Source organism: Ectopseudomonas oleovorans (assembly GCF_003052605.1).
In the GTDB taxonomy this organism is placed as follows: Bacteria; Pseudomonadota; Gammaproteobacteria; order Pseudomonadales; family Pseudomonadaceae; genus Aquipseudomonas; species Aquipseudomonas oleovorans_A.
This window is the reverse complement of the sequence record NZ_QASO01000106.1, coordinates 34,405-58,515: the sequence shown is the minus strand read 5'-3', so window position 1 is coordinate 58,515 and position 24,111 is coordinate 34,405. Positions and strand designations below refer to the sequence as shown.

The 24,111-nt window shown below is 63.0% G+C and carries 30 protein-coding genes and 1 CRISPR repeat array; of the genes, 17 read left to right on the top strand and 13 right to left on the bottom strand.

Annotated features, from left to right (window positions below; genetic code table 11):
• Positions 1-2 precede the first annotated feature (2 nt).
• A CRISPR array of direct repeats spans positions 3-1,268; the repeat unit is 29 nt; unit sequence GTGTTCCCCGCATACGCGGGGATGAACCG.
• 57 nt (positions 1,269-1,325) lie between these two features.
• Positions 1,326-2,195, bottom strand: a complete 870-nt coding sequence (locus DBO86_RS17750) for a carbon-nitrogen hydrolase family protein (RefSeq protein WP_108234386.1) — start codon at positions 2,193-2,195, stop codon at positions 1,326-1,328.
• The gene (locus DBO86_RS17745) at positions 2,192-2,782 is read right to left on the bottom strand and encodes an N-acetyltransferase (protein WP_003462394.1); all 591 of its coding nucleotides are present in this window, start codon (positions 2,780-2,782) and stop codon (positions 2,192-2,194) included. The genes DBO86_RS17750 and DBO86_RS17745 overlap by 4 nt, the downstream gene beginning before the upstream one ends.
• Positions 2,783-2,893: 111 nt before the next feature.
• On the opposite strand from DBO86_RS17745, the gene DBO86_RS17740 reads away from it, so the two are divergent.
• Positions 2,894-3,292, top strand: a complete 399-nt coding sequence (locus tag DBO86_RS17740; protein WP_108234385.1) for a nuclear transport factor 2 family protein — start codon at positions 2,894-2,896, stop codon at positions 3,290-3,292.
• A gap of 66 nt (positions 3,293-3,358) precedes the next feature.
• Here the strand turns inward: DBO86_RS17740 and DBO86_RS17735 are convergent, their stop codons facing one another.
• Positions 3,359-4,405 (bottom strand): PDDEXK nuclease domain-containing protein, encoded by a 1,047-nt coding sequence (locus DBO86_RS17735; RefSeq protein WP_108234384.1) that lies wholly within the window; start codon positions 4,403-4,405, stop codon positions 3,359-3,361.
• Between the two features lie 212 nt (positions 4,406-4,617).
• Between DBO86_RS17735 and DBO86_RS17730 the strand changes: the two genes are divergently transcribed.
• The 7 genes from DBO86_RS17730 to DBO86_RS17700 are packed head-to-tail and all read left to right on the top strand — an operon-like array spanning position 4,618 to position 11,021.
• On the top strand, positions 4,618-5,307 hold the full coding sequence (locus tag DBO86_RS17730; protein ID WP_108234383.1) for a thermostable hemolysin: 690 nt from the start codon (positions 4,618-4,620) through the stop codon (positions 5,305-5,307).
• Positions 5,291-6,739, top strand: coding sequence for an AMP-binding protein (locus DBO86_RS17725; protein ID WP_108234382.1), 1,449 nt, complete (start codon positions 5,291-5,293; stop codon positions 6,737-6,739). The genes DBO86_RS17730 and DBO86_RS17725 overlap by 17 nt, the downstream gene beginning before the upstream one ends.
• Positions 6,736-7,395 carry an iron-containing redox enzyme family protein gene (locus DBO86_RS17720; protein ID WP_108234381.1) on the top strand — a complete coding sequence of 220 codons (660 nt, stop codon included), beginning with the start codon at positions 6,736-6,738 and terminating at the stop codon, positions 7,393-7,395. Before DBO86_RS17725 ends, DBO86_RS17720 begins: the two co-directional genes overlap by 4 nt.
• A 4-nt stretch (positions 7,396-7,399) precedes the next feature.
• Positions 7,400-8,191, top strand: coding sequence for an SDR family oxidoreductase (locus tag DBO86_RS17715; RefSeq protein ID WP_108234380.1), 792 nt, complete (start codon positions 7,400-7,402; stop codon positions 8,189-8,191).
• Positions 8,192-8,202: 11 nt separating this feature from the next.
• Entirely contained in the window at positions 8,203-8,853 is a 651-nt protein-coding gene (locus DBO86_RS17710) for a tetratricopeptide repeat protein (protein ID WP_108234379.1), read from the top strand.
• A 27-nt stretch (positions 8,854-8,880) separates the two neighbouring features.
• Positions 8,881-9,537: a response regulator gene (locus DBO86_RS17705; protein WP_003462410.1), complete on the top strand. Its 657-nt coding sequence runs from the start codon at positions 8,881-8,883 to the stop codon at positions 9,535-9,537.
• On the top strand, positions 9,534-11,021 hold the full coding sequence (locus DBO86_RS17700; protein WP_108234378.1) for an ATP-binding protein: 1,488 nt from the start codon (positions 9,534-9,536) through the stop codon (positions 11,019-11,021). Before DBO86_RS17705 ends, DBO86_RS17700 begins: the two co-directional genes overlap by 4 nt.
• Before the next feature lie 230 nt (positions 11,022-11,251).
• Here the strand turns inward: DBO86_RS17700 and DBO86_RS17695 are convergent, their stop codons facing one another.
• The 7 genes from DBO86_RS17695 to DBO86_RS17665 form a co-directional block, all read right to left on the bottom strand.
• Positions 11,252-11,554, bottom strand: a complete 303-nt coding sequence (locus DBO86_RS17695; RefSeq protein ID WP_017675012.1) for a ribbon-helix-helix domain-containing protein — start codon at positions 11,552-11,554, stop codon at positions 11,252-11,254.
• 154 nt (positions 11,555-11,708) lie between these two features.
• Entirely contained in the window at positions 11,709-12,290 is a 582-nt protein-coding gene (locus DBO86_RS17690; RefSeq protein ID WP_108234377.1) for a DJ-1/PfpI family protein, read from the bottom strand.
• A 233-nt stretch (positions 12,291-12,523) separates the two neighbouring features.
• Positions 12,524-13,435 (bottom strand): SDR family oxidoreductase, encoded by a 912-nt coding sequence (locus tag DBO86_RS17685; protein ID WP_108234376.1) that lies wholly within the window; start codon positions 13,433-13,435, stop codon positions 12,524-12,526.
• A gap of 112 nt (positions 13,436-13,547) precedes the next feature.
• Positions 13,548-14,078 (bottom strand): DUF1569 domain-containing protein, encoded by a 531-nt coding sequence (locus DBO86_RS17680; RefSeq protein ID WP_074856242.1) that lies wholly within the window; start codon positions 14,076-14,078, stop codon positions 13,548-13,550.
• The gene (locus DBO86_RS17675) at positions 14,071-14,964 is read right to left on the bottom strand and encodes an alpha/beta fold hydrolase (RefSeq protein ID WP_108234375.1); all 894 of its coding nucleotides are present in this window, start codon (positions 14,962-14,964) and stop codon (positions 14,071-14,073) included. Before DBO86_RS17675 ends, DBO86_RS17680 begins: the two co-directional genes overlap by 8 nt.
• Complete coding sequence (locus tag DBO86_RS17670) at positions 14,961-15,737, bottom strand: class II aldolase/adducin family protein (RefSeq protein WP_003462432.1); 777 nt, start codon at positions 15,735-15,737, stop codon at positions 14,961-14,963. The genes DBO86_RS17675 and DBO86_RS17670 overlap by 4 nt, the downstream gene beginning before the upstream one ends.
• Positions 15,738-15,924: 187 nt before the next feature.
• Entirely contained in the window at positions 15,925-16,374 is a 450-nt protein-coding gene (locus DBO86_RS17665) for a flavodoxin (protein ID WP_003462436.1), read from the bottom strand.
• Positions 16,375-16,476: 102 nt separating this feature from the next.
• Here DBO86_RS17665 and DBO86_RS17660 point away from each other — a divergent pair, with 102 nt between their 5' ends.
• Entirely contained in the window at positions 16,477-16,923 is a 447-nt protein-coding gene (locus DBO86_RS17660; protein ID WP_084340568.1) for a PAS domain-containing protein, read from the top strand.
• Positions 16,924-16,988: 65 nt separating this feature from the next.
• Positions 16,989-17,597, top strand: a complete 609-nt coding sequence (locus DBO86_RS17655) for a hypothetical protein (RefSeq protein ID WP_108234374.1) — start codon at positions 16,989-16,991, stop codon at positions 17,595-17,597.
• 21 nt (positions 17,598-17,618) lie between these two features.
• Here DBO86_RS17655 and DBO86_RS17650 read toward each other — a convergent pair whose 3' ends face one another.
• Positions 17,619-18,572, bottom strand: coding sequence for a MerR family transcriptional regulator (locus DBO86_RS17650; RefSeq protein WP_104729019.1), 954 nt, complete (start codon positions 18,570-18,572; stop codon positions 17,619-17,621).
• A 367-nt stretch (positions 18,573-18,939) separates the two neighbouring features.
• Here DBO86_RS17650 and DBO86_RS17645 point away from each other — a divergent pair, with 367 nt between their 5' ends.
• The 7 genes from DBO86_RS17645 (at position 18,940) to DBO86_RS17615 (ending at position 22,934) form a co-directional block, all read left to right on the top strand.
• Positions 18,940-19,506: an antibiotic biosynthesis monooxygenase gene (locus DBO86_RS17645; RefSeq protein ID WP_074856238.1), complete on the top strand. Its 567-nt coding sequence runs from the start codon at positions 18,940-18,942 to the stop codon at positions 19,504-19,506.
• Positions 19,507-19,823: 317 nt separating this feature from the next.
• Positions 19,824-20,534: a dihydromonapterin reductase gene (gene folM / locus DBO86_RS17640; RefSeq protein WP_074856236.1), complete on the top strand. Its 711-nt coding sequence runs from the start codon at positions 19,824-19,826 to the stop codon at positions 20,532-20,534.
• 22 nt (positions 20,535-20,556) lie between these two features.
• A complete protein-coding gene (folE, locus tag DBO86_RS17635; RefSeq protein WP_003462453.1) occupies positions 20,557-21,117 on the top strand; it encodes a GTP cyclohydrolase I FolE in 561 nt (186 codons plus the stop codon).
• Entirely contained in the window at positions 21,117-21,488 is a 372-nt protein-coding gene (gene folX, locus DBO86_RS17630) for a dihydroneopterin triphosphate 2'-epimerase (RefSeq protein WP_003462464.1), read from the top strand. The genes folE and folX overlap by 1 nt, the downstream gene beginning before the upstream one ends.
• Positions 21,489-21,553: 65 nt before the next feature.
• On the top strand, positions 21,554-21,847 hold the full coding sequence (locus DBO86_RS17625; protein ID WP_074856234.1) for a DUF1244 domain-containing protein: 294 nt from the start codon (positions 21,554-21,556) through the stop codon (positions 21,845-21,847).
• The gene (locus DBO86_RS17620) at positions 21,844-22,185 is read left to right on the top strand and encodes a HopJ type III effector protein (protein WP_003462467.1); all 342 of its coding nucleotides are present in this window, start codon (positions 21,844-21,846) and stop codon (positions 22,183-22,185) included. Before DBO86_RS17625 ends, DBO86_RS17620 begins: the two co-directional genes overlap by 4 nt.
• 161 nt (positions 22,186-22,346) lie before the next feature.
• Positions 22,347-22,934: a putative glycolipid-binding domain-containing protein gene (locus tag DBO86_RS17615; RefSeq protein ID WP_108234373.1), complete on the top strand. Its 588-nt coding sequence runs from the start codon at positions 22,347-22,349 to the stop codon at positions 22,932-22,934.
• A 109-nt stretch (positions 22,935-23,043) separates the two neighbouring features.
• Here DBO86_RS17615 and DBO86_RS17610 read toward each other — a convergent pair whose 3' ends face one another.
• Together DBO86_RS17610 and DBO86_RS17605 are read right to left on the bottom strand one after the other, a co-directional pair.
• Positions 23,044-23,373 carry an AzlD domain-containing protein gene (locus DBO86_RS17610; RefSeq protein WP_084340564.1) on the bottom strand — a complete coding sequence of 110 codons (330 nt, stop codon included), beginning with the start codon at positions 23,371-23,373 and terminating at the stop codon, positions 23,044-23,046.
• The gene (locus DBO86_RS17605; protein WP_104728929.1) at positions 23,373-24,083 is read right to left on the bottom strand and encodes an AzlC family ABC transporter permease; all 711 of its coding nucleotides are present in this window, start codon (positions 24,081-24,083) and stop codon (positions 23,373-23,375) included. Before DBO86_RS17605 ends, DBO86_RS17610 begins: the two co-directional genes overlap by 1 nt.
• Positions 24,084-24,111 lie beyond the last annotated feature (28 nt).

The following is a 24,111-nucleotide window of genomic DNA, read 5'->3' as shown; positions in this document are numbered from 1 at the left end:
GCGTGTTCCCCGCATACGCGGGGATGAACCGTACTCGGCCGCATCATACGGCCCATCGACGCCGTGTTCCCCGCATACGCGGGGATGAACCGCCTCGGGCGATCATGTGGGGCTGAGTGCGGGCGTGTTCCCCGCATACGCGGGGATGAACCGTACTCGGCCGCATCATACGGCCCATCGACGCCACCCCGGACCCGGGTGTTCCCCGCATACGCGGGGATGAACCGTGCCGTCAATTTCCGGCCTTATCCAGCGTATCGTGTTCCCCGCATACGCGGGGATGAACCGCACCTGGGGCGCGCAGTGCAGCGGGGAGGGAGGTGTTCCCCGCATACGCGGGGATGAACCGATCCGGCTGATCCTGGCTGCCCAACTGATCAGGTGTTCCCCGCATACGCGGGGATGAACCTTGCCCACGCCCACGGACGGCTCCAGCACGCGCGTGTTCCCCGCATACGCGGGGATGAACCGGCGCGGGATACGTCGTGCTCGGTGCGGTTCACGTGTTCCCCGCATACGCGGGGATGAACCGCGGAGAACACCTCCGCACTGTCACAGCTGGCTCCGTGTTCCCCGCATACGCGGGGATGAACCGCGTGCTCGCGTGCTGTTCTGCGCTGAGTGGTAGTATTCCCCGCATACGCGGGGATGAACCGCGCACGCAGGGCCGCCAGTTCGGCCTGCAGTTGTGTTCCCCGCATACGCGGGGATGAACCGTCCTCGCCATGCTTCACACTGGGCGGCTGCACGTGTTCCCCGCATACGCGGGGATGAACCGTCCTCCTTGGTGGGCAGCAGCGGCATGAATGCGTGTTCCCCGCATACGCGGGGATGAACCGCGTGGTTGCCGGGGAGTTCTCGGATAGAGATGGTGTTCCCCGCATACGCGGGGATGAACCGGGTATCTGGCTTAGCCATAGGCGCTGGCAGGTGTGTTCCCCGCATACGCGGGGATGAACCGCCGCCATGGAGGCGAGGGCTTTCTTGCGATATGTGTTCCCCGCATACGCGGGGATGAACCGCGCATGCTGGACGTCCAGAACAAACATACGGCGTGTCCCCCGCATACGCGGGGATGAACCGGAGCCAACTTCGAGCTGAAGATGGCGAATCCGGTGTTCCCCGCATACGCGGGGATGAACCGCTCGACATGAACAGCATGGCGCGGCTGTTTACGTGTTCCCCCGCATACGCGGGGATGAACCGTGGGCGCTGGGCTGGTCTGACGGCACCGCAGCCGTGTTCCCCGCATACGCGGGGATGAACCACAATTGGCCGAGCATTGCGCGGGCGTATCCCTCGCGTCCGCAGAGGAACCGACCTTACTACCCTGCTCCGAACTGCTCCGGCCAATCCCGTCGGGTGAACACCTGCCCCTGCTCACGTACGCGACGGACCTCGTCCAGGTCCAGGTCGGCGATCAGCCAGCGGCTTTGCGCCGGGCAGAGTTCCGGGCTTTCGGCGAGCACGCCGCTGGGCGGCATGCCGTAGTCGGAGGGGACGTAGAGGGCGGCGCGGCCGTAGTTCTCGTCCAGCGCCGGCGACCAGGGCGCGAGGCCGACGGTCGAGGCGTGCAGCACGGCAAGCTGGTTCTCCAGGGCGCGGGCCTGACAGCCGATGCGCACCCGGTAGAAGCCGGCCTCGGTGTCGGTACAGCTGGGCGCGAGGATCAGGTCGGCGCCGTCTTCGGCCAGCCGGCGCGCCAGCAGGGGGAATTCATTGTCGTAGCAGATCAGGATGCCCAGCTTGCCCAGCGCGGTATCGAACACCTTCAGCCCGTTACCCGCTGCGATGTGCCACTGCTCAAGCTCGAAGCGGGTCATGATCAGCTTGTCCTGAGTGCCCAGACAGCCGTCCGGGCCAAACAGCCAGGCGCGATTGCGGTAGATGCCGTCATCATCCAGCACCGCCACCGAACCGGGCTGCAGGTAGATACTCAACCGCCGCGCCAGGCTCTCGCACAGTTCCAGCCAGCGTGGCAGCAGCGGCTGGATGCCGGCGATGGAGCCATGCAGATCGCCGCGCTCGGCTTCCTGCAACTGGCCGGTCAGCACCAGGCCAGCGTATTCCGGCAGCAGCAGCAGCTCGGCGCCCTGCCCGGCTGCGTCCTCACACAGCGTGGTGAGATGCTCGGCATAAGCGTCCCAGGTGGCGAACAAGTCGATGTGATATTGGCAGGCGGCGACCTTGATCATGACGCGAGCTCCTTCAACCAGAACGACATGGGTTTGGCCGACTCCTCGGCTTCATCCAGATCGCGCCAGTGGTAATAGGTGTGCAATTCGGGGTGATGGCGATAGCCGCGGCGCGCCCAGAAGGCGTCCAGCGGTTGATAGTCGGCTGGCCGCCGCGGATGATCGACGGGGCGCTGCACGGCGCAGAAGGCGCACCAGTCGAAACCGCCCAACGCGCGTGCATGGCCCTCGCGCTCGACGAAGAAGCGCATGCCCAGGCCACGCCCGCGCCAGGCCGGCAGGACCACCGATTCGGCGCAGTAGAAAATCCGCGCCGGATTCCAGCCCGCGGCGGTGAATGGCTGCTGAAATTCCTCGGTTTCATCAGCCAGCGGCAGTGCCGTGGACGCGCCGACCACACGCCCCTCGTCACGTACCAGCACGCACAGGCTATCGGCACTGCGCACGTAGGTGGCCAGGTATTCGGCCTCGTAGTCGAGGTTGCCGTCGTAGAGGTAGGGAAACTCGCGGAACACCTGGATGCGCAGGCGCGCCAGGTCGTCGATATGGGGTTCGATCTCCGCCCCCCGGAGCAGTCGGATATCCATTGCAGTCGCTCGCCAGCAACAGGGTGACGCCAGCAGCTATACCAGCGGTAAACGGTGAACTTATCATGCGGGCCAACGAACCACTAACCACGCCACGAAAGGAACTTAGCCATGACCGCCACCGAACTGGTTCAGGCCTACTACGCTGCCTTCAACGCCGGCGACATGCCCGCCTTCTTCGACCTGCTGGCAGACGACGTGGTGCACGACATCAACCAGGGTGAACGTCAGGTCGGCAAGGCCACCTTCGCCGCTTTCATGAACAAGATGAACCGTTGCTACCGCGAGCGCCTGGATGACATCGTGGTCATGCAGAACGCTGCAGGCGACCGCGCCGCTGCCGAGTTCGTGGTACACGGCGAATACCTGGCCAACGACGAGGGCCTGCCGCCGGCCAATGGCCAGACCTATGTGCTGCCGGCCGGCGCCTTCTTCGAGATCAAAAACGGCAAGGTCGCGCGCATCAGCAACTACTACAACCTCAATGACTGGGTTGCGCAGGTCGGCTGAATATCCTCAGGCCCGGGGCCGAGCCTGGCAGCCGCTCGGTGCCCTGATGCACAACCCCCTCCCAGCTCAGTGAACCCAGTACAGCCCACGTTGCTCGGCCAGCCGCGCTCGCTCCCGATCCAGCTCGGCCCGTAGCTCTTCTTCGCTGGGCAACACCAGCTTGTATTTGCTGGCGAACAGTTGCTCATTGCCCTGCAGCACCGAATAACGCACCACTGACGCATCCCTCTGCGCACAGAGTATGATGCCCACGGTCGGGCCATCTTCCGGGCCGCGCCTGAGGTCATCGAACATGCGCACGTACATGTCCATCTGGCCGATGTCCTGATGGGTCAGCTCGCCGCGCTTGAGGTCAAAAATGACGAAGCACTTGAGCAGGTAGTTGTAGAACACCAGGTCGATATAGAAATCCTTGCTCTCGGTGCTGATGCGCTGCTGCCGGCCGACGAAGGCGAAACCCTTGCCCAGTTCCAGCAAAAAGCTCTGCAACTGGTCGATCAGCGCCTGCTCCAGCTCGCCCTCCAGCATGGTGCCGGCATTGGGCAGGCCGAGGAACTCCAGCAGCACAGGATCGCGCACGAACTCACGCGGGCTCTTGCCCAGGGCCTGCAGCTTGCTCGCCGCCTCCTGCTCGACCGCCGCGCGATCCTGGCTGGCCAGCAGGCGCTCGTAATACAGCGTACCGATCTGCCTCTCCAACGCACGAGTGCTCCAATTCTGCGTCGCGGCCTCGTTCATGTACCACTGCCGTGCACTGTCGCTGTCCAGCTTGAGCAGGATGCGATAGTGCGTCCAGCTCAATTCGTGACGCAGTGCGTCACGAATCGGAAAAGCTTGGTAGAACAGACGCATGTAGCGCAGGTTAGAGGCATCGAAGCCCTTACCGAACTCAGCCGTCAGCTCACTGGCCAGCGTCGGCAGCAGCTTCTTGCCGTAGGCGGCACGCGCCTGCCCAGCCTGCTCGAACTCGACGATATGCCGGCCCACTTCCCAGCAGGTTTGCACCTGAATCGTATCCACGGCCCGCACTGCCTGCTGCCGCGCCTGGCGGATCAGCTCGGCCAGTTCGGTGAGCAGAGGTTGCAGCTTGGGGTCAGCCTTGGCTTGCGTCATTTTTTCCTCCCTGAATGCCTAAAAACATTCGACTGCCGATCCTGACAGCGATGGCCTGCTCAGCGTGAACCTTATCCGCTCACCAGCCCATGAACATCAATACACATGCATTCGCGATAGCGCGGCGCCCGAAAGATTTTGCAAAGTCTTAATACAGCGTTAAGCCAACCACTCACACAATTGGCCCCAGGTTCATCACCGAGGTTCCGAGCATGGAACTACCCTGGGCGCATCATGATCGTCCCGTTGCTCGTATCGGGCGCGGCGATAGTTACGAACTCCACCTGGCTTCCCCTGGCAGCGCGCGGCGCGAAATGCTGGAGCAGTTCATCCGCCAGCGCTTCGAGTTGCAGCACGGCGCTCGCATACGCCACTTCATGCCCTGCCTGTTCGGCCTGGAAAACCAGGCCGGGCAACTGCTCGGTGCGGTGGGCGTGCGCGGTGGCAATAGCGGGGCGCTGTTTCTCGAGCGCTACCTGAACGAGCCGATCGAAACCGCTATCGGCGCCCGCCTGGGTCATGTCGAACCCGGTCGTGGCGAGGTGGTGGAAGTCGGCAACCTGGCCGCTGACAGCCCCGGCGCGGCGCGTCTGCTGATCGTTGCGCTGACCGACTTGCTGGTAGCCCTGGGTTTTCGCTGGGTCACCTTCACCGGTACGCCGACGCTGCTCAACAGCTTCCAGCGCCTGGGCCTGACCCCCATCGCCCTCGGCGAGGCAGACCCGACCCGCATGGGCGAAGAGCTGGCCGACTGGGGCAGTTACTACGACAGCCGCCCGCTGGTCATGGCCGGCGACATCCATGGCGGCCATCAGCGTCTGCTGCAACTGGGCGCCTACCCCCGTCTCGGTCACCAACCACTCTATGCCCTGGAGGACATGCCCCATGTGGTCTGCAGCTGAATCCTTCTTCACCCGCCTCGGCGAGTTCGGTACGCACATCGCCCTGGCCGAAGGCGAACGTACCCTGACCTATGCCGAAATGCTCGGCGCGGTCGCCGCGCGCGGCAGGCACCTGCGCGCCCTCGGCGCCCACCGCGTGGCGCTGGCCCTGGACAACGGTATCGACTGGGTGCTGTGGGACCTGGCTGTGCTGCACGCCGGCCTGGTCTGCGTACCGGTTCCAGCATTCTTCTCCGCCGACCAGCAGCGTCATGTGCTCGACAGTGCCGGCATCGACTGCCTGATCGGCACACGCGCACCTGGCTTCGCGACCGTGGAGGCCGATATCCATCGCCGTTCGGTGGCGCAACCTGCGGCGCTGCACCAGAACACCTGCAAGATCACCTATACCTCCGGCACCACCGGCCAACCCAAGGGCGTGTGCCTGGATCTGGACACGCAACTGGCGGTGGCCGACAGCCTGATCAAGGCCAGCGCCAGCCGCGAGGTGCAGCGGCACCTGTGCATCCTGCCGCTGGCGACCCTGCTGGAGAACATCGCTGGGGTCTACGCGCCGCTGCTGGCCGGCGCCCGGATCGAACTGATGCCCATGGCCCAGATCGGCCTGACCGGTGCCAGTGGCTTCGACCTGGCGCGCTTTCTCCAGGCGCTGCACGCCGCTCAACCGCACAGTCTGATCCTGTTGCCGCAACTGCTGCTGGCGCTGGTCAGCGCAGGCGAGCGCAAATTGCCACTGCCGACTTCGCTGCGTTTCGTCGCCGTCGGCGGCGGCCGCGTTTCTACGCAGTTACTACAGCGTGCCGACGCGCTGGGCCTGCCGATCTTCGAGGGTTACGGGCTGTCCGAGTGCGCCTCGGTTGTCTGCCTGAACACGCCCGAACAGCGCCGCATCGGCAGCACCGGCCAGCCGCTTGGCCACCTGCAGGTGAGCCTGGCAACTGACGGCGAAGTGCTGGTCAAGGGCGCCCGCATGCTTGGCTACCTCGGTGAGCCGGCGCCGCAAGGCGAATGGTTGGGCACCGGCGATCTCGGTCATTTCGAGCACGGTTTTCTGGTGCTGCACGGGCGCAAGAAACATCAGTTCATCACCGCCTTCGGGCGCAACGTCAACCCGGAATGGGTCGAGTCCGAGCTGGTGCAACAGCTGCCCATCGCCCAGGCCTGGCTGCACGGCGAGGCGCTGCCAGCCAACGTCGCGGTGCTGGTGCCGCGCTTCGCCAACACCCCCGATGCGCAGTTGCAGAAAGCCGTGGACGCCGTCAATCACGGCCTGCCGGACTACGCCCGCGTGCACCACTGGTTGCGCGCCGATGCCTCTTTCAGCGCGAGCAATGACCTGGCTACAGCCAATGGCCGCCTGCGCCGCGCTGCCCTGTTCAACCATTACCAAAGCGCCATCCATGACCTGGTGGCAGAAGGAGTACACGCATGAGCTTCTATGAATCCCTGCTGGCCCAGACCCAAGCCGAGCGCGACTACCTGCTCGGCGCACCGATCATCCATCAGGCCATGACCGGCCAGGTCGCCCTGCGCAGCTACATCGCCTTCCTTACCGAGGCCTACCACCACGTCAAGCACACCGTGCCGCTGTTGATGGCCTGCGGTGCGCGCCTGCCGGAACGCCTGGAATGGTTGCGCGAGGCCATCGCCGAGTACATCGAGGAGGAAACCGGCCACCAGGAGTGGATCCTCAACGACATCGCCGCCTGTGGTGCCGATAAAGAAGCGGTGCGCCATGGCACCCCACAGCTGCCGACCGAGTTGATGGTGGCCTACGTCTACGACCGCATCGCCCGGCACAATCCGGTGAGTTTCTTCGGCATGGTCAACGTGCTCGAAGGCACCAGCATCGCCCTGGCCACCCAGGCCGCCGGCATCATCCAGGACAAGCTGCAGTTGCCGAACAAGGCCTTCAGCTACCTCAACTCCCACGGCAGCCTGGACCTGGAGCACATCGAGTTCTTCAAGAAGCTGATGAACCAACTGGACAACGACGATGACAAGGCCGCCGTGGTGCACACCGCCAAGGTCGTCTACCGCCTGTACGGCGACATGTTCCGCAGCCTGCCGCTGTCGAGCGAGGAGTAAGGTCATGCAACCGACGGATTGCCGTGCCCTGCTCACCGGTGCCAGTGGTGGCATCGGCCTGGCCTTGGCCCAACGTCTGGCCAGCGAGGGTGCCCATCTGCTGCTGGTGGGCCGTCGCCTGGAACCTCTGCAACCGCTGCTGCAACGCTTCCCGCAGAACGTGCAGCTGGTGCAGGCCGACATCGCCACCCGCAGCGGCCGTGATGCACTGCTCGCCGCGGCGCAGAACTTCGGCGGGTTCAATTGCCTGATCAACGCCGCAGGGGTCAACCGTTTCGGTCTGCTCGACCAGCAGGACGAGCAGCAGATCGCCGAGCTGATCGGCCTCAACGTCACCGCCACGCTGCAACTGACCCAACGCCTGCTGCCATTGCTGCGCGCGCAACGGCGTGCCCTGGTGATCAACGTCGGCTCCACCTTCGGCGCCATCGGCTACCCCGGCTTTGCCGCCTACTGTGCCAGCAAGTTCGCCGTGCGCGGCTTCTCCGAGGCCCTGCGCCGCGAACTGGCCGACACTCACGTACGCGTCCTCTACTTCGCACCGCGCGCCACCCGCACGTCGATGAACGCCCCTAGCGTGGTGGCGATGAACGATGAGCTTGGCGTGGCCATGGACGACCCCGCGCAGGTGGCCGAGGAACTGCTCGACACCATCCGCCGCGAGCAGGAGGAACGTCACCTGGGCTGGCCGGAACGCCTGTTCGTGCGCCTCAACGGTCTGCTGCCACGCGTGGTCGACCAGGCCCTGCGCAAGCAGTTGCCGATCATTCAACGCTTTGCCCGTCACAAGCACTGAGGAGATTTCCCGTGAACGCATTTCGCACCCTGATCATCGCCGCCCTCGGCTTCACCGCCCTGCCCGCCTTCGCCCTCAGTGACAACGGTCAGGCTCAGTTGCATCAGTTGCAAACACGCTGGGCAGAGATCAACTACCAGACGCCGGAGAAGCAGCGTGAAGAGGCCTTCGCCAAGCTCGTCACGCAGGCCGACGCCGCGCTAGCCAGCGAGCCCAAGGCACCGGAGCTACTGATCTGGCGCGGCATCATCCTCAGCACCGAGGCCGGCGCCAAGGGCGGTCTTGGCGCCCTGGGCCTGGTCAAGGAAGCCAAGGCCAGCCTGGAACAGGCCCTGGCCATCGATCCGCAAGCCCTGGCCGGCTCGGCCTACACCAGCCTCGGTAGCCTGTACTACCAGGTTCCGGGTTGGCCGATCGGCTTCGGCGATGACGAGAAGGCCGAGAAGATGCTTACCCAGGCCCTGGCCATCAACCCGGACGGCCTCGACCCGAATTACTTCTATGGCGACTTCCTGCAGCGGCAGAAACGCTACGAGGAGGCCCGCGCCGCCCTGGAGAAAGCCCTGGCAGCCAAGGATCGTCCTGGCCGCGAACTGGCTGACAACGGTCGCCGCGCAGAAGCCACGGCGCTTTTGCAGCAAGTCGAGAGTAAACTCCAGTAACTCGGACGCATCCCTACAGGAGTTGCCATGCGCATTCTTCTCGTCGAAGACGATCAGGCCCTGGGCGAAGGCATTCGCACCGCGCTGAAACCCGAAGGCTACACCGTGGACTGGCTGCAGGACGGCGCCAGCGCGCTGCATGCGCTGAGCCACGAGAGTTTCGAGCTGGCCATTCTTGACCTCGGCCTGCCGCGCATGGACGGCCTGCAGGTGCTCAAGCACCTGCGCGCCAACGCCAACCCGGTGCCGGTGCTGATACTGACCGCGCGTGATGCCACCAGCGACCGCATCGCCGGGCTCGATGCCGGTGCCGACGACTACCTGATCAAACCTTTCGACGTCGCCGAGCTCAAGGCACGTCTGCGTGCGCTGCTGCGGCGTAGTTTCCAACGACCGCAACCGGCGCTGGAGTACCGCGGTATCAGCCTCGACCCGGCCAGCCAGGTGGTCGAATACCAGGGCCAGACCATCAACCTGCCACGCAAGGAATTCCTCTTGCTGCACGAGTTGCTGATCCAGCCCGGCCGCGTACTGACTCGCGACAAGCTGCAACAGGCGCTGTACGGCTGGGATGAGGAAGTGGAAAGCAACGCCCTGGAAGTGCACGTGCACCACCTGCGCAAGAAATTCTTCCCGGAACTGATCCGCACGGTACGCGGCGTCGGTTATCTGGTGGACAAATGAGGTTGCTGAAAACCTTCGGCTCCATCCGCACTCGTCTGCTCGCCTTGCTGCTACTGCTGGTAGCGGCCAGCTTCGGGTTAATCAGCCACAAGATCTACAACGACTCGGTGCATGAAGTACGCGAGCTGTTCGATGCGCAGCTGGCGCAGACCGCCCGCCTGCTCATGGGCCTGGTACGCCACGACCTCAGCGAGACCGAGCGCCGTGAGATGCAGGCAGTGCTCGATGAAGCCCTGCTGCTGCACAGCTCGCGCAATCCGGAGAACCTGTTCGGGCACGAATACGAAGGCAAGCTGGCCTTCCAGATGCTCGACGACGATGGCGAGCTACTGTTCCAGTCTGCCAGCGCGCCACCCGGCCTGCTCAACGACATGATCCAGCAGCTTGGCCTGGCTCTGCCCAATGATGACCAACCGATGCGCGAACGCCTGGCGCAGCTGGCTCGCTACCTGATCGGTTACCACAACCTGACCATCGGCGAGCACAACTGGCGGGTGTTCGTCCTGCATGACAGCCGCGACTACCACTGGGTACTGGCGGGCGAGCGCGAGGACGTACGCGGCGAGTTGATCGGCAAGATCGCCCGACGCAGCCTGCAACCGCTGCTGATCGGTCTGCCCATCGTCGGTCTGCTGTTGTGGCTGACCGTGGGTTGGGGCCTGTATCCGCTCAAGCGCATGGCCGATGCCATCCGCGGCCGCGCCCCGGACAACCTGGCGCCGCTGGTCTTTCCGCCCCTGCCCAACGAACTGGAGCCGATGGCCGCCGCGCTCAATCGCCTGCTGATGCAGGTCAACCAGTTGCTGGAACAGGAAAAGCGCTTCATCGCCGATGCCGCCCACGAGCTGCGTACGCCGCTGGCGGTGCTGCGCATTCATGCGCAGAACGCACTGGAAGCACCGGATGCCGGCGACCGTGAAGAGGCGCTGAGGCAATTGGGCAGCGGTGTCGACCGCGCGACCCGCGTAGTCGCGCAACTGCTGACGCTGGCACGCCTCGATCCCAACAGCATCCGCCTGAACATGGACCACCTCGACCTGCTGGCCTTCCTGCGTGGCGAGTTGGCCGAACTGACACCACTGGCGCTCAATCGCGGCCAGGAGCTGATTCTCGACGCTGAGGAACCAGGCGACTACCACCTGCCGGCGGATGCCCCCAGCCTGGGTATCCTGTTGCAGAACCTGGTGAGCAATGCCGTGCAATACACCCCGGCAGGCGGCTGCATTCAGGTGCAACTCCAGGCCACACCGCAAGAACTGGTGCTGCAAGTGCTCGACAGTGGCCCAGGAGTCCCGGTGGAATTGCGCGAGCGCTTGTTCGAGCGCTTCTTCCGCGTTGGTGAGGGCCAGGGCGCCGGGCTGGGCTTGTCCATCGTGCGCCGCGTCGTTGAATTGCATCAGGGCAGTATCGCCCTTGATGAGTCGCCGCTCGGCGGCCTGCGGGTCAGCGTGCGCTTACCCCGACGTCCCGGCAGCCTTGCTTGAGTGATCGCGAGCCTCAATGATCATTTATAGCCATACCCAATCATCAAGATAGAGACAATCCGTTTCATCAATCGAAGCGTTTATCCAATCATGCACGCCTGTTCAACAGCCGCTACAGGAGTAACTTCGCATGAGCCTGATCAAACGTTTCTTCCAGCAATCCCAACCGAGCCAGCAGCCGGCCACCGCGAACGTGCAGGAACACCCGAACTTCTGGATGTACCAGTGATTCAGCCGCTGGCCCCAACCACTCTCAGCGGCACCTGACGCCCGGCCTTCTGTGCCAGGTAGCGGGTGCAGCTGACACGCAGGAACGAGGCGAAATTGACCACTTCGCCGCGAAAATCCATGACTTCGTCATGCAGCTTGGCGATTAGCTGGTTGGTGGTCATGCCATCGACTTCGGCGATTTCACGCAGGATGTCCCAGAACTGATTTTCCAGGCGCAGCGTGGTAACCACGCCGCGGATACGCAACGAGCGTGAGCGCGACTCGTAGAGAATCGGATCGGCCTTCACATAGAGTTCGCACATCGGTCGTGCTCCTGAAAGGTAGGGCGGGTGCAACCCGCCACGTATGGACTGGCGGGTTGCACCCGCCCTACGTCTTGCCCGCGCCATAGCCCGGTGCAGTCAGTGCGTGAATGCCGGCGATGATGCGCCCGGATTGCATCCGGGCTCCGGCTGCTCACAAGCGGATTTCAGTCCCCAGCACCTTGAGAAACGCCGCCAGCCAAGCCGGATGCGCAGGCCAGGCCGGCGCGGTGACCAGCTTACCCTGCACGTGCGCCTGGTCCACCGGGATTTCCACGTACTTGCCGCCGGCCAACGCCACTTCCGGCGCACAAGCAGGATAGGCGCTGCACTCACGTCCCTCCAGCACCCCTGCTGCCGCCAGCAACTGGGCACCGTGGCAGACGGCAGCGATGGGCTTGTCGGCCTTGGTGAAGGCCTTCACCAGAGCAATGACATCGGCATTCAGGCGCAAGTATTCAGGAGCACGGCCACCGGGAATGACCAGAGCGTCGTAATCTTCGGCACGCACCTTGGCGAAGTCATAGTTGAGGGCGAAGTTGTGGCCGGGCTTTTCGCTGTAGGTCTGGTCGCCCTCGAAATCGTGGATGGCGGTGCGTACCGTCTGCCCGGTCACCTTGTCCGGGCAGACCGCATGCACGGTATGGCCAACCATCTGCAGCGCCTGGAACGGCACCATGGTTTCGTAGTCCTCGGCGTAGTCGCCGACCAGCATGAGAATCTTCTTGGCAGCCATGATCGTCTCCTGAAGGTAGGTGGAAGGAACGCCATTATTCGCCCCTATTTCTTCCGACAGGTAACAGCCGAGTACTACTCAACAAAAAGCCAAGCGTCGATATACCGACTGTGTAGGAGCGGCGCCCCGCCGCGAACCAGAGCTGCATGGCCTGGCCAAGCCTCGCCCCGGAGCCGGACCACGAAACACCGCGTTGCCTGATCGCTACCGGCCTTTCAGCGCTCGCATGTGGTCTAGAGCGCGTACTTCTGCAGGTTCGCCATCATTTCCTTGAGCGCCTCGACGTTGTCGGCCGGGTGCGCAGCACCCTCGAAATCGCAGATACGTTGCCACTGCGCCGCGACATCCTCGGGACTGAAACCGGCCTTGGGATCGAAGCCCGCGCCCAGGCTGCGCTCCCAGCGCACCTTGCCCACCCAGCCACCGCCGACTTCGTACAGGCCGCCGGTGTCCTGACAGGCGGCGCTGCCGAGGTACACCACCAGCGGGCTGACCAGTTCGGGCTTGAGCTGTTCGAACACCTGCGGCGGGATCAATCCTTCGGTCATGCGCGTGGCACCGGTCGGGGCAATGGCGTTGACCAGGATGTTGTTCTTGCGCCCTTCGATGGCCAGGGTGCGCGTCAGCCCGTAAAGGCCGAGCTTGGCCATGCCGTAGTTGCTCTGGCCGAAGTTGCCGTAGATACCAGACGTGGACGAGGTGAAGATGACCCGGCCGAAGTTCTGCTCGCGCAAATGAGGCCAGGCTGCATGAGTAGTCTTGTAGGCGCCTTCGACATGGACCCTGTAGACCAGATCCCAGTCAGCGTCCTCCATCTTGTGGAAGCTCTTGTCGCGCAGAATGCCGGCATTGTTGACCAGCACATCGATACGGCCGAAATGATCCAGCGCCGTCTGCACGATCTTGTCGCCATCGGTGACCGAGTCATGGTTGGCCACCGCGGTCCCACCGAAGGCGCGAATCTCTTCCACTACCTTGTCTGCCGCCGAAGCGTTGGCCCCCTCGCCGTGGGTGCTGCCACCGAGGTCGTTGACCACTACCCTGGCGCCATGGCGGGCGAACAGCAACGCATGGGCACGGCCCAGACCACCGCCAGCACCGGTAACTATGACTACTTGATCTTCGAAACGGATGGCATCGCTCATCGACAGGCTCCTAGGCAGATTGCGAATACCCCGAGTGTCAGGCAGCCCTGCAGACGGCACAAGGCGCGCGCAGGCGCTGAATGACAAGCGATAATGCGACCTTATACGCGCCTCAGGCGAGGCGAATCAGGCTGAGGTGGTTGTACAGGTGCATGACGTGCGCCTGGCCGTACTCGGCATGGTTCAGTGCACCGTAGGCGAAATGTGGCTGCAATTCACCGGCATGGCTGGCGAACCGCTCGAACGCTATCTGCAGGCGCTGCAAGGCCTCGGCCTGGCTGGCCGGTTCAAGCAGAGGCGCCGCGCCGGGAATGACCTCATCCAGTGGATGACGCATGGCACCGCGCGCGCTGAATACGGCGAATGCGGCCGGCCCCAGGCTGTGGCGGAACCAGACTGGCCTCAGCTCGGGGTAACCGTCGATGGAATAGTCGATGCTCTGCGCACAGTGGTTGAACACTTGGCTCGGGCTCCAGCCTCGCACGCTGCGTAGTGTCTTGCCCTGCAAGTCAGCCAGCACCTGGCGCGCACCCTGCAGACTGACGGCCGCGGGCTGCGGGCCAGTCGGCAAGGCCCAGTAACCGGCGCCGAGGGCGGCGGCGCTGGTCAGTGCTGCGCCTTTGAGCAGGGTACGTCTACGCATGTGGGCTCCTTGTGCTGCGAAACTGCAGATAATGTTCGAGTACCGCCGCCGGCGCTTCGAGTTGTGGATAGTGACCAATGCCGTCGAGCAGCACCGTATCCGGGTCACTGATCAGCTCACGGTAGCGCGCCACCATATGCGCCCCGGAGATGGGGTCGAAGGCGCCGTCGATCACCCGCATCGGTAGCGTCGTGGCCTGCATCGCCGTGACCCAGCGCTGCCGCTGCTGACGCCGCTCGGGCATGTAGCGAATCAGACGATGCATCACCGCCGGGCCGTTGTTGTACGCCACCAGTTGCCACAGGGCATCCAGTTCGGCCTCACTGGCCTGGGTGTGCGGGCCGAAGATGCGGGCAAAACTCTGTGCCAGCTTGCGTCGTGAGAACAGGCGCCCGAGCAGCGGACCAAGCGGCCCGAGCAGCAACTTCTGCACCCGCACCGGATGATGGGTTTCGGGGAACAGACCGCCGTTGAGGAACACACAACCCGCCAGCTGCAGTTGCCCCTCCTGATGCCGCGCGATCAGCTCCTGGGTAACGCTGTCACCATAGTCGTGAGCCAGCACATGCACCGCGCGCCGCTCGCCGAGATGGGCCAGCAGTGCCTGCTGCAGATCGGCCTGTTCCAGCAGGCTGTAGGCATGCCCGCGCGGCTTGGCCGAGTAACCGAAGCCCAGCATGTCGCAGGCGATCAGCCGGTAACGCTCGGCCAGCGGCGCCCACAGGCGATGCCAGTCCCAGCTGGCGCTGGGAAAGCCGTGAATCAGCAGTAGCGGCTGGGCTTGCGTGTCTCCAGCGGTCCAGTAACGAATCGTGTGACCACGAAAGTGAAAAGCCTGGCTTTGCGCGCGCCAATCATCCAGGGCGATGCCTGGCAGCCCGTTCACTGATCGTAACCCGGCATCTGCTGGTCCAGCTTGCGCAGCAGCGCCGGCCAAGGCAGCGAGCCCCCCATGCCCTGTGGCGTTTTCATCACACCGGCGATCATCGCCCGCGCACCGTCGAGAATCTGCTGCGGAATATGGATCAGCTCGGCACCGCCGCTCTGCGCCATGACCTGGATCTCACAGGCACGCTGCAGGATGAACATGCCGAGGAAGGCGTCGGCGATGCCGCCGAAAGCAGTGAGCAACCCATGGTTGGGCAGGATCATGAAGTTCTTGTCGCCCAGGTCCGCCTGCAGCCGCGCTTTCTCGTCATGATTCAGCGCCACGCCTTCATAGCCGTGATAGGCCAGGCTGGCGAGGACGAACAGCGATTGCTGCGACAGGGGCAGCAAGCCCTGCTTCTGCGCCGACACGGCGATGCCCGCCGGGGTGTGAATGTGCAGCACGCAGCCGACATCGTGGCGCACCTCGTGCACGGCGCTGTGAATGGTGTAACCGGCCGGGTTGATGTCGAACGGGCTGTCCATCAGCTTGTTGCCCGCCAGGTCGACCTTGACCAGGCTCGACGCCGTGATTTCGTGGAACATCAGGCCATAGGGGTTGATCAGGAAATCTTCCGTACCCGGTACCTTGGCAGAGATATGGGTGAAGATCAGATCATCCCAGCCATAGAGGGCGATCAGCCGGTAGCAGGCGGCGAGGTCGACGCGTGCACGCCATTCGGCCTCGGAAACCAGATTCTTCACGGCAGGGAGTTTCAGCGGAGCATTCACGGCGGTCACCTCGATATTCTTGTTGGTCGGTGGTGTCCGCAGTCTAGCCAGGCGCGTCGCTGGCGGTAGTTGCCCAGGCAGCCATCTTGATGGCTTTGCGGGTCACGGCGCTCACGCGCCGCGGTGCGATAGGCAGGTATTCGCCGCTTTTATCGCCGGTCAAACCAGCTCGGGGTATTGGGGCACGTCAGGCCTTCAGCGCCGCCACGAAGGCTTGCAGCCAAGGTTCGGCATCGGTTTCAGGCGTGACGGTTTCGCTGGAGTCCAGGCGCAGCATTTCCACCACTTCGCGCAGGCCCAGCTCGGCATACAACTCACGCATCAGTTCACCGCCACCACAGAAGGTGTCATAGCTGGAGTCGCCCAGCGCCAGCACCGCAGCCGGTTTGCCGCTCCAGGCCGGCAAACGGTCTCTGATTTCGCTGTACAGCGGCAGCAGGTTGTCCGGCAGCTCACCCATGCCAGTGGTGGACGTGACGGTAAGGAAGGCGTCCGGCGCGAAGGCCAGCAGCTCCTCGAGGCTCACGTTCGCTTTGTGCCAGGCATCCAGCCCGGCGGCCTTGAGCTGGCGCTCGGCGTGGCGAGCGACTTCCTCGGCCGTACCGTAGACCGAGCCCGAGAGAATGGCGACTTTCATGACAACTCCGGAAACAGGAAAAACGCCGCGCATTATGCCGCAAGTGGACAGCCCGACCCGATGTTTTAGAATGCAGCCCATAACCATCGCGGAACCGGACTCATGATCAATGCCAAACTGCTGCAACTGGTAGTCGACGCCTCCAACGATGGGATCGTGGTGGCCGAGCAGGAGGGCGAAGACAATATTCTGATCTACGCCAACGCGGCATTCGAGCGCCTGACCGGCTACCCCTGCGATGACATCCTCTATCAGGATTGCCGTTTCCTGCAGGGCACTGACCGTGCACAGCTCGGCCTGCAGGCCATTCGCGAAGCGGTCAAGGCGAACAAGCCCTGCCGACAGATCATTCGTAACTACCGCAAGGATGGCGGCGCGTTCTGGAACGAGCTATCGATCACTCCGGTGCTGAACGAAAGCGACCAGCTGACCTACTACATCGGTATCCAGAAGGATGTTACCGAACAGGTCGAAGCCAAGCAGCGGGTGCGTGAGCTGGAGGCAGAGGTCGCCGAGTTGAAGGCCGAGCTGGCGCGCCTGAAAAGCTGACGAACGGATAAAACTATCCTTCGTCAGCGCAGTCAGATGGGTTTGAACCCGTGCAGTATCATCCCATGCAAAGCGATCCGCTGCTGACTCAGGACGAACTGGATTTCATCCAGAAGATCCTCTTCAAACCTCCGCAAAAGCGGCGCCCTGACGCAGCGCCGCCATTGGCTCTGGGCAAACGACTCAGTGAGCTGCTGGCTCGCCTGGGCAACGAAGAACAGCTAAGCCTGGACACCCATACCGACAATCAGCATCTGAGCTTTCCCCTGCACCTGATTCAGGACGACCACAGCCAGTCGCGCCTGGAACTGGGGGCCCCGCTGATCTTCGAACAAGGGGTGAACGAACGCCCATGGCGTCTTGTCCTGCCCACGGCATTAGCACTGCTGGACGACAGCGACCAGCCCAGTGGCCTGAAGGCGCTGGAGCTATCGAACAATGGAATCCTGGTGGAATACAGCAAAACAGGCACGCCGGCCAAGGATCAGTTGCTGCAACTGCTTTTGCCCCAGGAGCGCCGCGTTCAATTGCGCGCGCGGCTCGCAAGACGCGTCAGCCAGAAGCGTTACGCTTACAGCCTGCAGACGCTACATACGGAAGATGAGCAAACTCTGCGTCAGTACCTGTTCGAACAGCACAGCGAACAACAGTCGCAGACCGCAGCAGTCAGCTGAAGCTCAGTAGCCTGGACCACCTCAGGTATCGAGATGGCCAGCCAGAAACTGCTGCATACGACGCTGCATCAGGCGTCCCTCATTACCCAGGCAGGCAATGGGCGAACCGGCCAGACTTTCCTCCGCCAGATCGGCACTGTCACCGGCCAACAGCAGCGGACACTCCAGACCCAGCGCCAGGCGCGCCAGTTGCCGCGGGAACTCCTCGCCTGGCGGCTGGTTGCTGAAGACCACCAGCGCCTGGGGCTGCATGCGTTCACAGACCAGGGCCAGATCGGTCATGGGTACGCCTGGCCCCATCACCGACACGTCGACGTCCTGATTGCCCAGCAGCAACGCTGCAACCAGCAACTCCAGTTCCCGGCAGTGGCCAGGTAGCGCCACCAGCAGCACGCGCTCACGCGAATCATCACGCCCCAATTGCAGACGCTGCCAGCAGCGCCCACGCAGGAAGCCGTCGAGCATCAGCCACTCGCCGCGCAGGCCGACTTCGTCCTGACGCAGCAGCAGTTCCTGCCAAACCGGCATGAAAATATCCTGGAACACCACCGGCAGCGGATAGCAGGAGAAGATCTGCCCGTACAAGCGCTCCAGACTAGGCTCATCGAAGTTCTGCAGCGCGCTACGCACCTGGCCCTGCCACTGATTCCAGTCGTCACTGCTGACTTCGTTGTAGGCCGGCGTGGCGACGCTGCGACTGCTGGCGCTCTTGGCCAGGATCGAACCGACCTTGCTGACCGCGACGCCACGCTCGATCCAGGCGAGGATGCTGCGCACCGCGTCGATGTCGGCCTGCGAATACAGGCGATGGCCGCTATCGGTCCGTGTCGGCTGAATCAGGCCGTAACGCCGCTCCCAGGCACGCAGGGTGACCGGATTGACACCGGTAAGGCGGGAAACCTCGCGAATGGGGAACAGCTCTTCCTGTTTCAAAGCGCTGGACGCGAGCGATGTGACGGAGGCGAGTTCGGGCATGGCTTCGGGCATCACGGCAACGAATATTGGGCAATTGTAACCCAGCAACTGCTCACTGGCATTGTGCAAGATATGTACAAAACCATACCAAGCACAACAACAAGGATAACGGCAGCCTCAAGCGCGATGTTTATCCATGCCTGGCGCCCTTCACCGAACCATAGCACACAGCCCATGCCCTTGAATGGTGCAAATCCCGCCCAAGGTTTCTCCTTTAACCCGTCTGGAGCCCCTTGTCAGGCGGGGCTGGCTAATTTTCACGAAACGGGAATAATCCTTGCTGCAATTTTCGTCGAGCACACCACCCCGTGCTTGATCGCGCCCTACGCCACACCCCGGCTGACGGCAATACTCGAGGAGATACACAATGTCCCCCGTAACCCTGATGGTGGCGCGCCGCGTCGCCAATGGTCGTTATCACGACTTCATCGCCTGGCTGCGTGAAGGCGAACACCTGGCAACCGACTTTCCGGGCTATCTCGGCTCCGGCGTGCTGGCACCGCCCGCCGATGACGATGAGTTTCAGATCGTTTTCCGCTTCAGCGACGAACAGACCATGGCCTCCTGGGAGCATTCCGCTTCGCGCCAGGCGTGGCTGCAGCGTGGTGCGGGACTTTTCGCCCAACCGCAGGAAAAGCGCGCAGTCGGCCTCGATGCCTGGTTCGGTAGCGCCCACCGCCAGGCTCCGCGCTGGAAGCAAAGCGTGGCGATCTGGCTGGCGTTCTTTCCGGTGTCCCTGGCCTTCAACCTGCTGTTCGGCCCCTGGCTCGCCGACCTTTCGCTGGTCACCCGCGTGCTGCTGTCGACGCTGGCCTTGACGCCACTGATGACCTACTGGTTCATCCCGCTTTCCACTCGCCTGCTGGAACCCTGGCTACAAGATAACCATCCGCAGCGCCTGAGCAGGCGAGCCGCCAGCATCGGCAAGCCCTGAAAGCATCCACTTCTACCAATCGGCCAGCCTCGTGCTGGCCGATTTCGTTGTACAAGCAGCCAATATCTGTACAAAAACAGTAATTCGTACAGGTGAAGTACAAAAACCCCTTCTCCACCTCCTCAGTAAAAACCCTTAAAACTCAGCAAAATAGGCAAATCTACTCAGCCTGATAGCAAAACCACATGTCGCACAGGGTTGTACAACCTACAGCTCTGGTATAGCTTTATCCACGGTCTGGTGAGTAGCGCCTGCCACTGGTCAGGTATCCCGAGGCGGTACGAGCCAGGCCTTCATTTCTTTCTCACGAGTTGCACATGAGCGCTGCCAGCTTCCCCATCCTGATCACCGGCGCCGGCCAGAGGGTCGGCCTCTACTGCGCCGAACGCCTGCTCGACGAAGGCCAGCCGGTGATCATCAGCTACCGCCAGAACCGCGACGACATTGCGCGGCTGCGTGAGCGCGGCGCCATCGCTCTGCAGGCGGATTTCAGCAATGAGAGCGGCATCATGGCGTTCATCGAACAGGTCAAGTTGCAGTGCAATGGCCTGCGCGCGATCGTGCACAACGCCTCGCAGTGGCAGGCCGAAACACCCGGCGAAGAAGCCGATGCCTTTCGCCAGCTGTTCAGCGTGCACATGCTCGCGCCGTATCTGATCAACCTGCATTGCAGCGAGCTGTTGCTGCAGTCGAATCACGCCGACATCGTGCATGTGAGTGACGACGTGGTGCGCAAGGGCAGCGCCAATCGCCCCGCCTACTGCGCCAGCAAGGCGGGCCTGGAAAGCCTGACACTGTCGTTCGCCGCGCGTTTTGCTCCACGCATCAAGGTCAACACCATCGCGCCAGCACTGCTGATGTTCAACGATGGTGATGACGACGCCTACCGCACCAAGACCTTGGCCAAATCGGCGCTGGGCATAGAACCCGGCCCGCAGCCCTTCTACCAGACACTGCGCTATTTGCTGGACAACTCCTACGTAACCGGAACGACCCTTACCCTCAACGGCGGCCGCCACCTCAAGTGAAGCGGCTGCTCAGGACACTGCCATGAGCCAACCTCTTTCCCAGCAATACCGCGAGATTCTCGTAGGCCTCGGTGAAAACCCGGAGCGCGAGGGTCTGCTCGATACGCCCAAACGCGCGGCCAAGGCCATGCAGTATCTGTGTCATGGCTACCAGCAGTCACTGGACGAGATCGTCAACGGCGCACTGTTCGAGTCCGACAATGACGAGATGGTGATCGTCAAGGACATCGAGCTGTACTCGCTGTGCGAACACCACCTGCTGCCCTTCATCGGCAAGGCGCATGTCGCCTACATCCCCACCGGCAAGGTGCTCGGGCTGTCCAAGGTGGCGCGCATCGTCGACATGTACGCGCGGCGCCTGCAGATCCAGGAAAACCTCACCAAGCAGATCGCCGATGCGATCCAGCAGGTGACCAACGCCGCTGGCGTCGCGGTGGTGATCGAGGCCAAGCACATGTGCATGATGATGCGTGGCGTGGAGAAGCAGAATTCGGTGATGAGCAGCTCGGTGATGCTTGGCGCCTTCCGCGAGTCCTGCAACACTCGCCACGAATTCCTGCAACTGATCGGACGGAACAACTAATGCCGCGACTGGAACCCGGAATGGCGCGCATCCGCGTCAAGGACCTGCGCCTGCGCACCTACATCGGCATCAAGGAAGAAGAGATCAACAACAAGCAGGACGTGTTGATCAACCTAACCATCCTCTACCCCGCCGTCGATGCGGTAGAGGTCAACGACATCGAGCATGCGCTGAACTACCGCACCATCACCAAGGCGATCATCGCCCATGTCGAAGGCAATCGCTTCGCCCTGCTCGAGCGCCTGACCCAGGAAATCCTCGACCTGGTGATGACCCATCAGGCCGTGCGTTATGCCGAAGTGGAAGTGGACAAACCGCATGCCCTGCGTTTCGCCGAGTCGGTATCCATCACCCTGGCCGGCCATCGCTGACAGCGGCTTGTCGCTCTCCAGCAAGGCTCTTATCATCGCCGCCACCTAATACCGGAGAGCCCACCATGACCGAGCAAGAACGCCTCGAACTGGAAGCTGCAGCCTTTCGCGCACTGGTGCAGCACCTGCGCAGCCGTCCTGACGTGCAGAACATCGAGCTGATGAACCTGGCCGGTTTCTGCCGCAACTGCCTGTCCAAATGGTACAAGGCCGCTGCCGACGACCTCGGTATCGAGGTCAGCGCCGACCAGGCTCGCGAGACCGTATACGGCATGCCCTATGCCGACTGGAAAGCCAAATATCAGAAAGAAGCCTCCGCCGAACAGCAAGCCGCATTTGCCAAAGGAAAGCATGAATGACCGCCCTGAGAGAACTGCGCAGCCGCCTGCAGCAGGACGACTACGCCTTCAGTGAAACCCTGGCCTTCGTCGCCGAGCACTATGACTATCAGCCCAGCGCCTTCCGCAATGGCGACGTGGAAAACGCCGCGGGCCAGAACGAAGGCTCCTGCAAGACTCTGGGTCTGGCCCTGTTGGAAGGCTTGAGCAAGGACGAAGCGCTGCGTGCCTTCGGCGAGCACTACCGCAGCGTGCTGGCCACGCCGCAAGGCAGCGACCACGGCAACATCCGCGCGCTGATGGTGCATGGCCTGGACGGCGTGAAGTTCGAACAGCAACCGCTGAAGCCGAAAGCCTGAATCTATAGCGCAAAAACCTGCGCAACTGTCAGCAAAAGCTGACAGACATCACATCGCTGTCGCTTTATGCTGCGCGCCACAACAAACATGGAGCACGAGGGAATGTGCTCTGCGCGCAAGCGCCCTTCCCTCCTGTTTCGCGCTCGGCATGGAGTCGACCGATGCAGCAGACCTTGGTCTGGAAACCCAGGCACACCCCCGGCGTGGAAACGCTGCGTCTGAGTCAGGATGCCAATGGCATTCACGCCACCAGCCACCTCATGCAGGTCATCAAGGGCAACAGCATCGTTGCCAACTACCTGATCGATTGCGACGCGCGCTGGCGCTTCCGTCGCCTCTGTCTCAAGGTCGACAACCACGGCCAGCGCAACCTCTGCCTGCAGCGTGATCTGTGCGGCAACTGGCTGCTCGATGGCGTACCGCGTCCCGATCTGCAGCAATGCCAACATGTCATGCTCTCGGCCTCGCCCTTCATCCACACCCCAGCCCTGCAACGCAGTGCGCTGGAGACCGGGCAGAGTGATGAGATGCAGGTCGCCTATATCGACATGCTCAGCTTCAAGGTGGAACCACGCCAGCAGCGCTACCAATGCCTGCGCCGCCGCCCCGGTGAAAGCCTCTACCGCAGCCAGGCCGAAGGTCATGCTCATGAAGAACTGAGCGTCGACGACCACGCGCTACTGCTCAAGGCTGACCAACAGTACCTGCGCTTGAGCCAGCGCGAGCTCAAGGTCAGCGCGCTGGTGTAGCGGGCTTCCAGCGATCCTCCCCGGTAGGGTGCGCCACGCACACTGTGAATACGGCGGTATTTGTCTGGTGCGCGCAACGCACCCTACGCAAAGCCAAGGCACGCGCCACTCAGATCGGTAACTGCCCGAACGCCCAGCGCAGCAGAAAGAACACCAGCAATCCCCCACCGATGGTCGCCAGCAAGTGCCGCGTGAACGCCGCGATAGCAATGGCCGCCACACCTGCCAGCAGGTAGGCGTTGCTCCAGCTGAGCATCCAGGACTGTCCGTCCGGCATCAGCATGCCGGGCACCACAATGGCCGTCAGCACTGCAGTCGGCACGTAATGCAGCCCCTGCCTGATCAGCGGCGGAAAGCGCAGATCAGGGAAGGCAAACAGGCTGTAGCGGGTGATGAAGGTGATCGCCAGCATGCCCAGAATCAGCAACCAGATATCCATCAGACCAACTCCTCCTGCAGCGCCGGATTGCGCCGCTCCAACCACACGCCGACGACGATGCCACTGGCCGCAGCCGCCATCAGCCCAAGCTTGTAGGGCAAGGCATGGCACAGCAGCGCCACGGCACCCGCAACCAGGGCGGCCGCCACTTGCGGCTGATTGCGCAGCATCGGCACGACGATACCAATGAACGTCGCCAGCATGGCGAAATCCAGCCCCCACTCACCGATGTTCGGCACTGCCTGACCGAACAGCACGCCGACCAGCGTGCACAGCTGCCAGTTGCAGTACATGGCCAGGGCCGCGCCGAGAAAGTACCAATGGCGGTAGGCGCCCTTGTCACCACGCGCGTAGCGCTGCACTACCACCGCGTAGGCCTCGTCGGTGAGCCAGAAAGCCAGCGGCATGCGCCAGCGCTTGGGCAGATGGCGCACGTATGGCTGCAGGCTGGCGCTATACAGGGCATGGCGCAGGTTGACCACGAAGGTGGTCAGCAACACCACGGCGATACCGGCACCGCCGGTCAACAGACTGATGGCGATGAACTGCGCCGAACCAGCGAATACCAGCAAGGACATACCCTGCGTCTGCCAGGGATCGAGCCCGGCAGCGCCTGCCAGGCTGCCGAAGATGATGCCGAAGGGAATGGCGCCGAGCAGCATCGGCAGCATATCGCGGGCGCCCTGGGTGAATTCGTGATGACGGGACATGGAACCTCCTTGGGCCGACCAGCTTAAC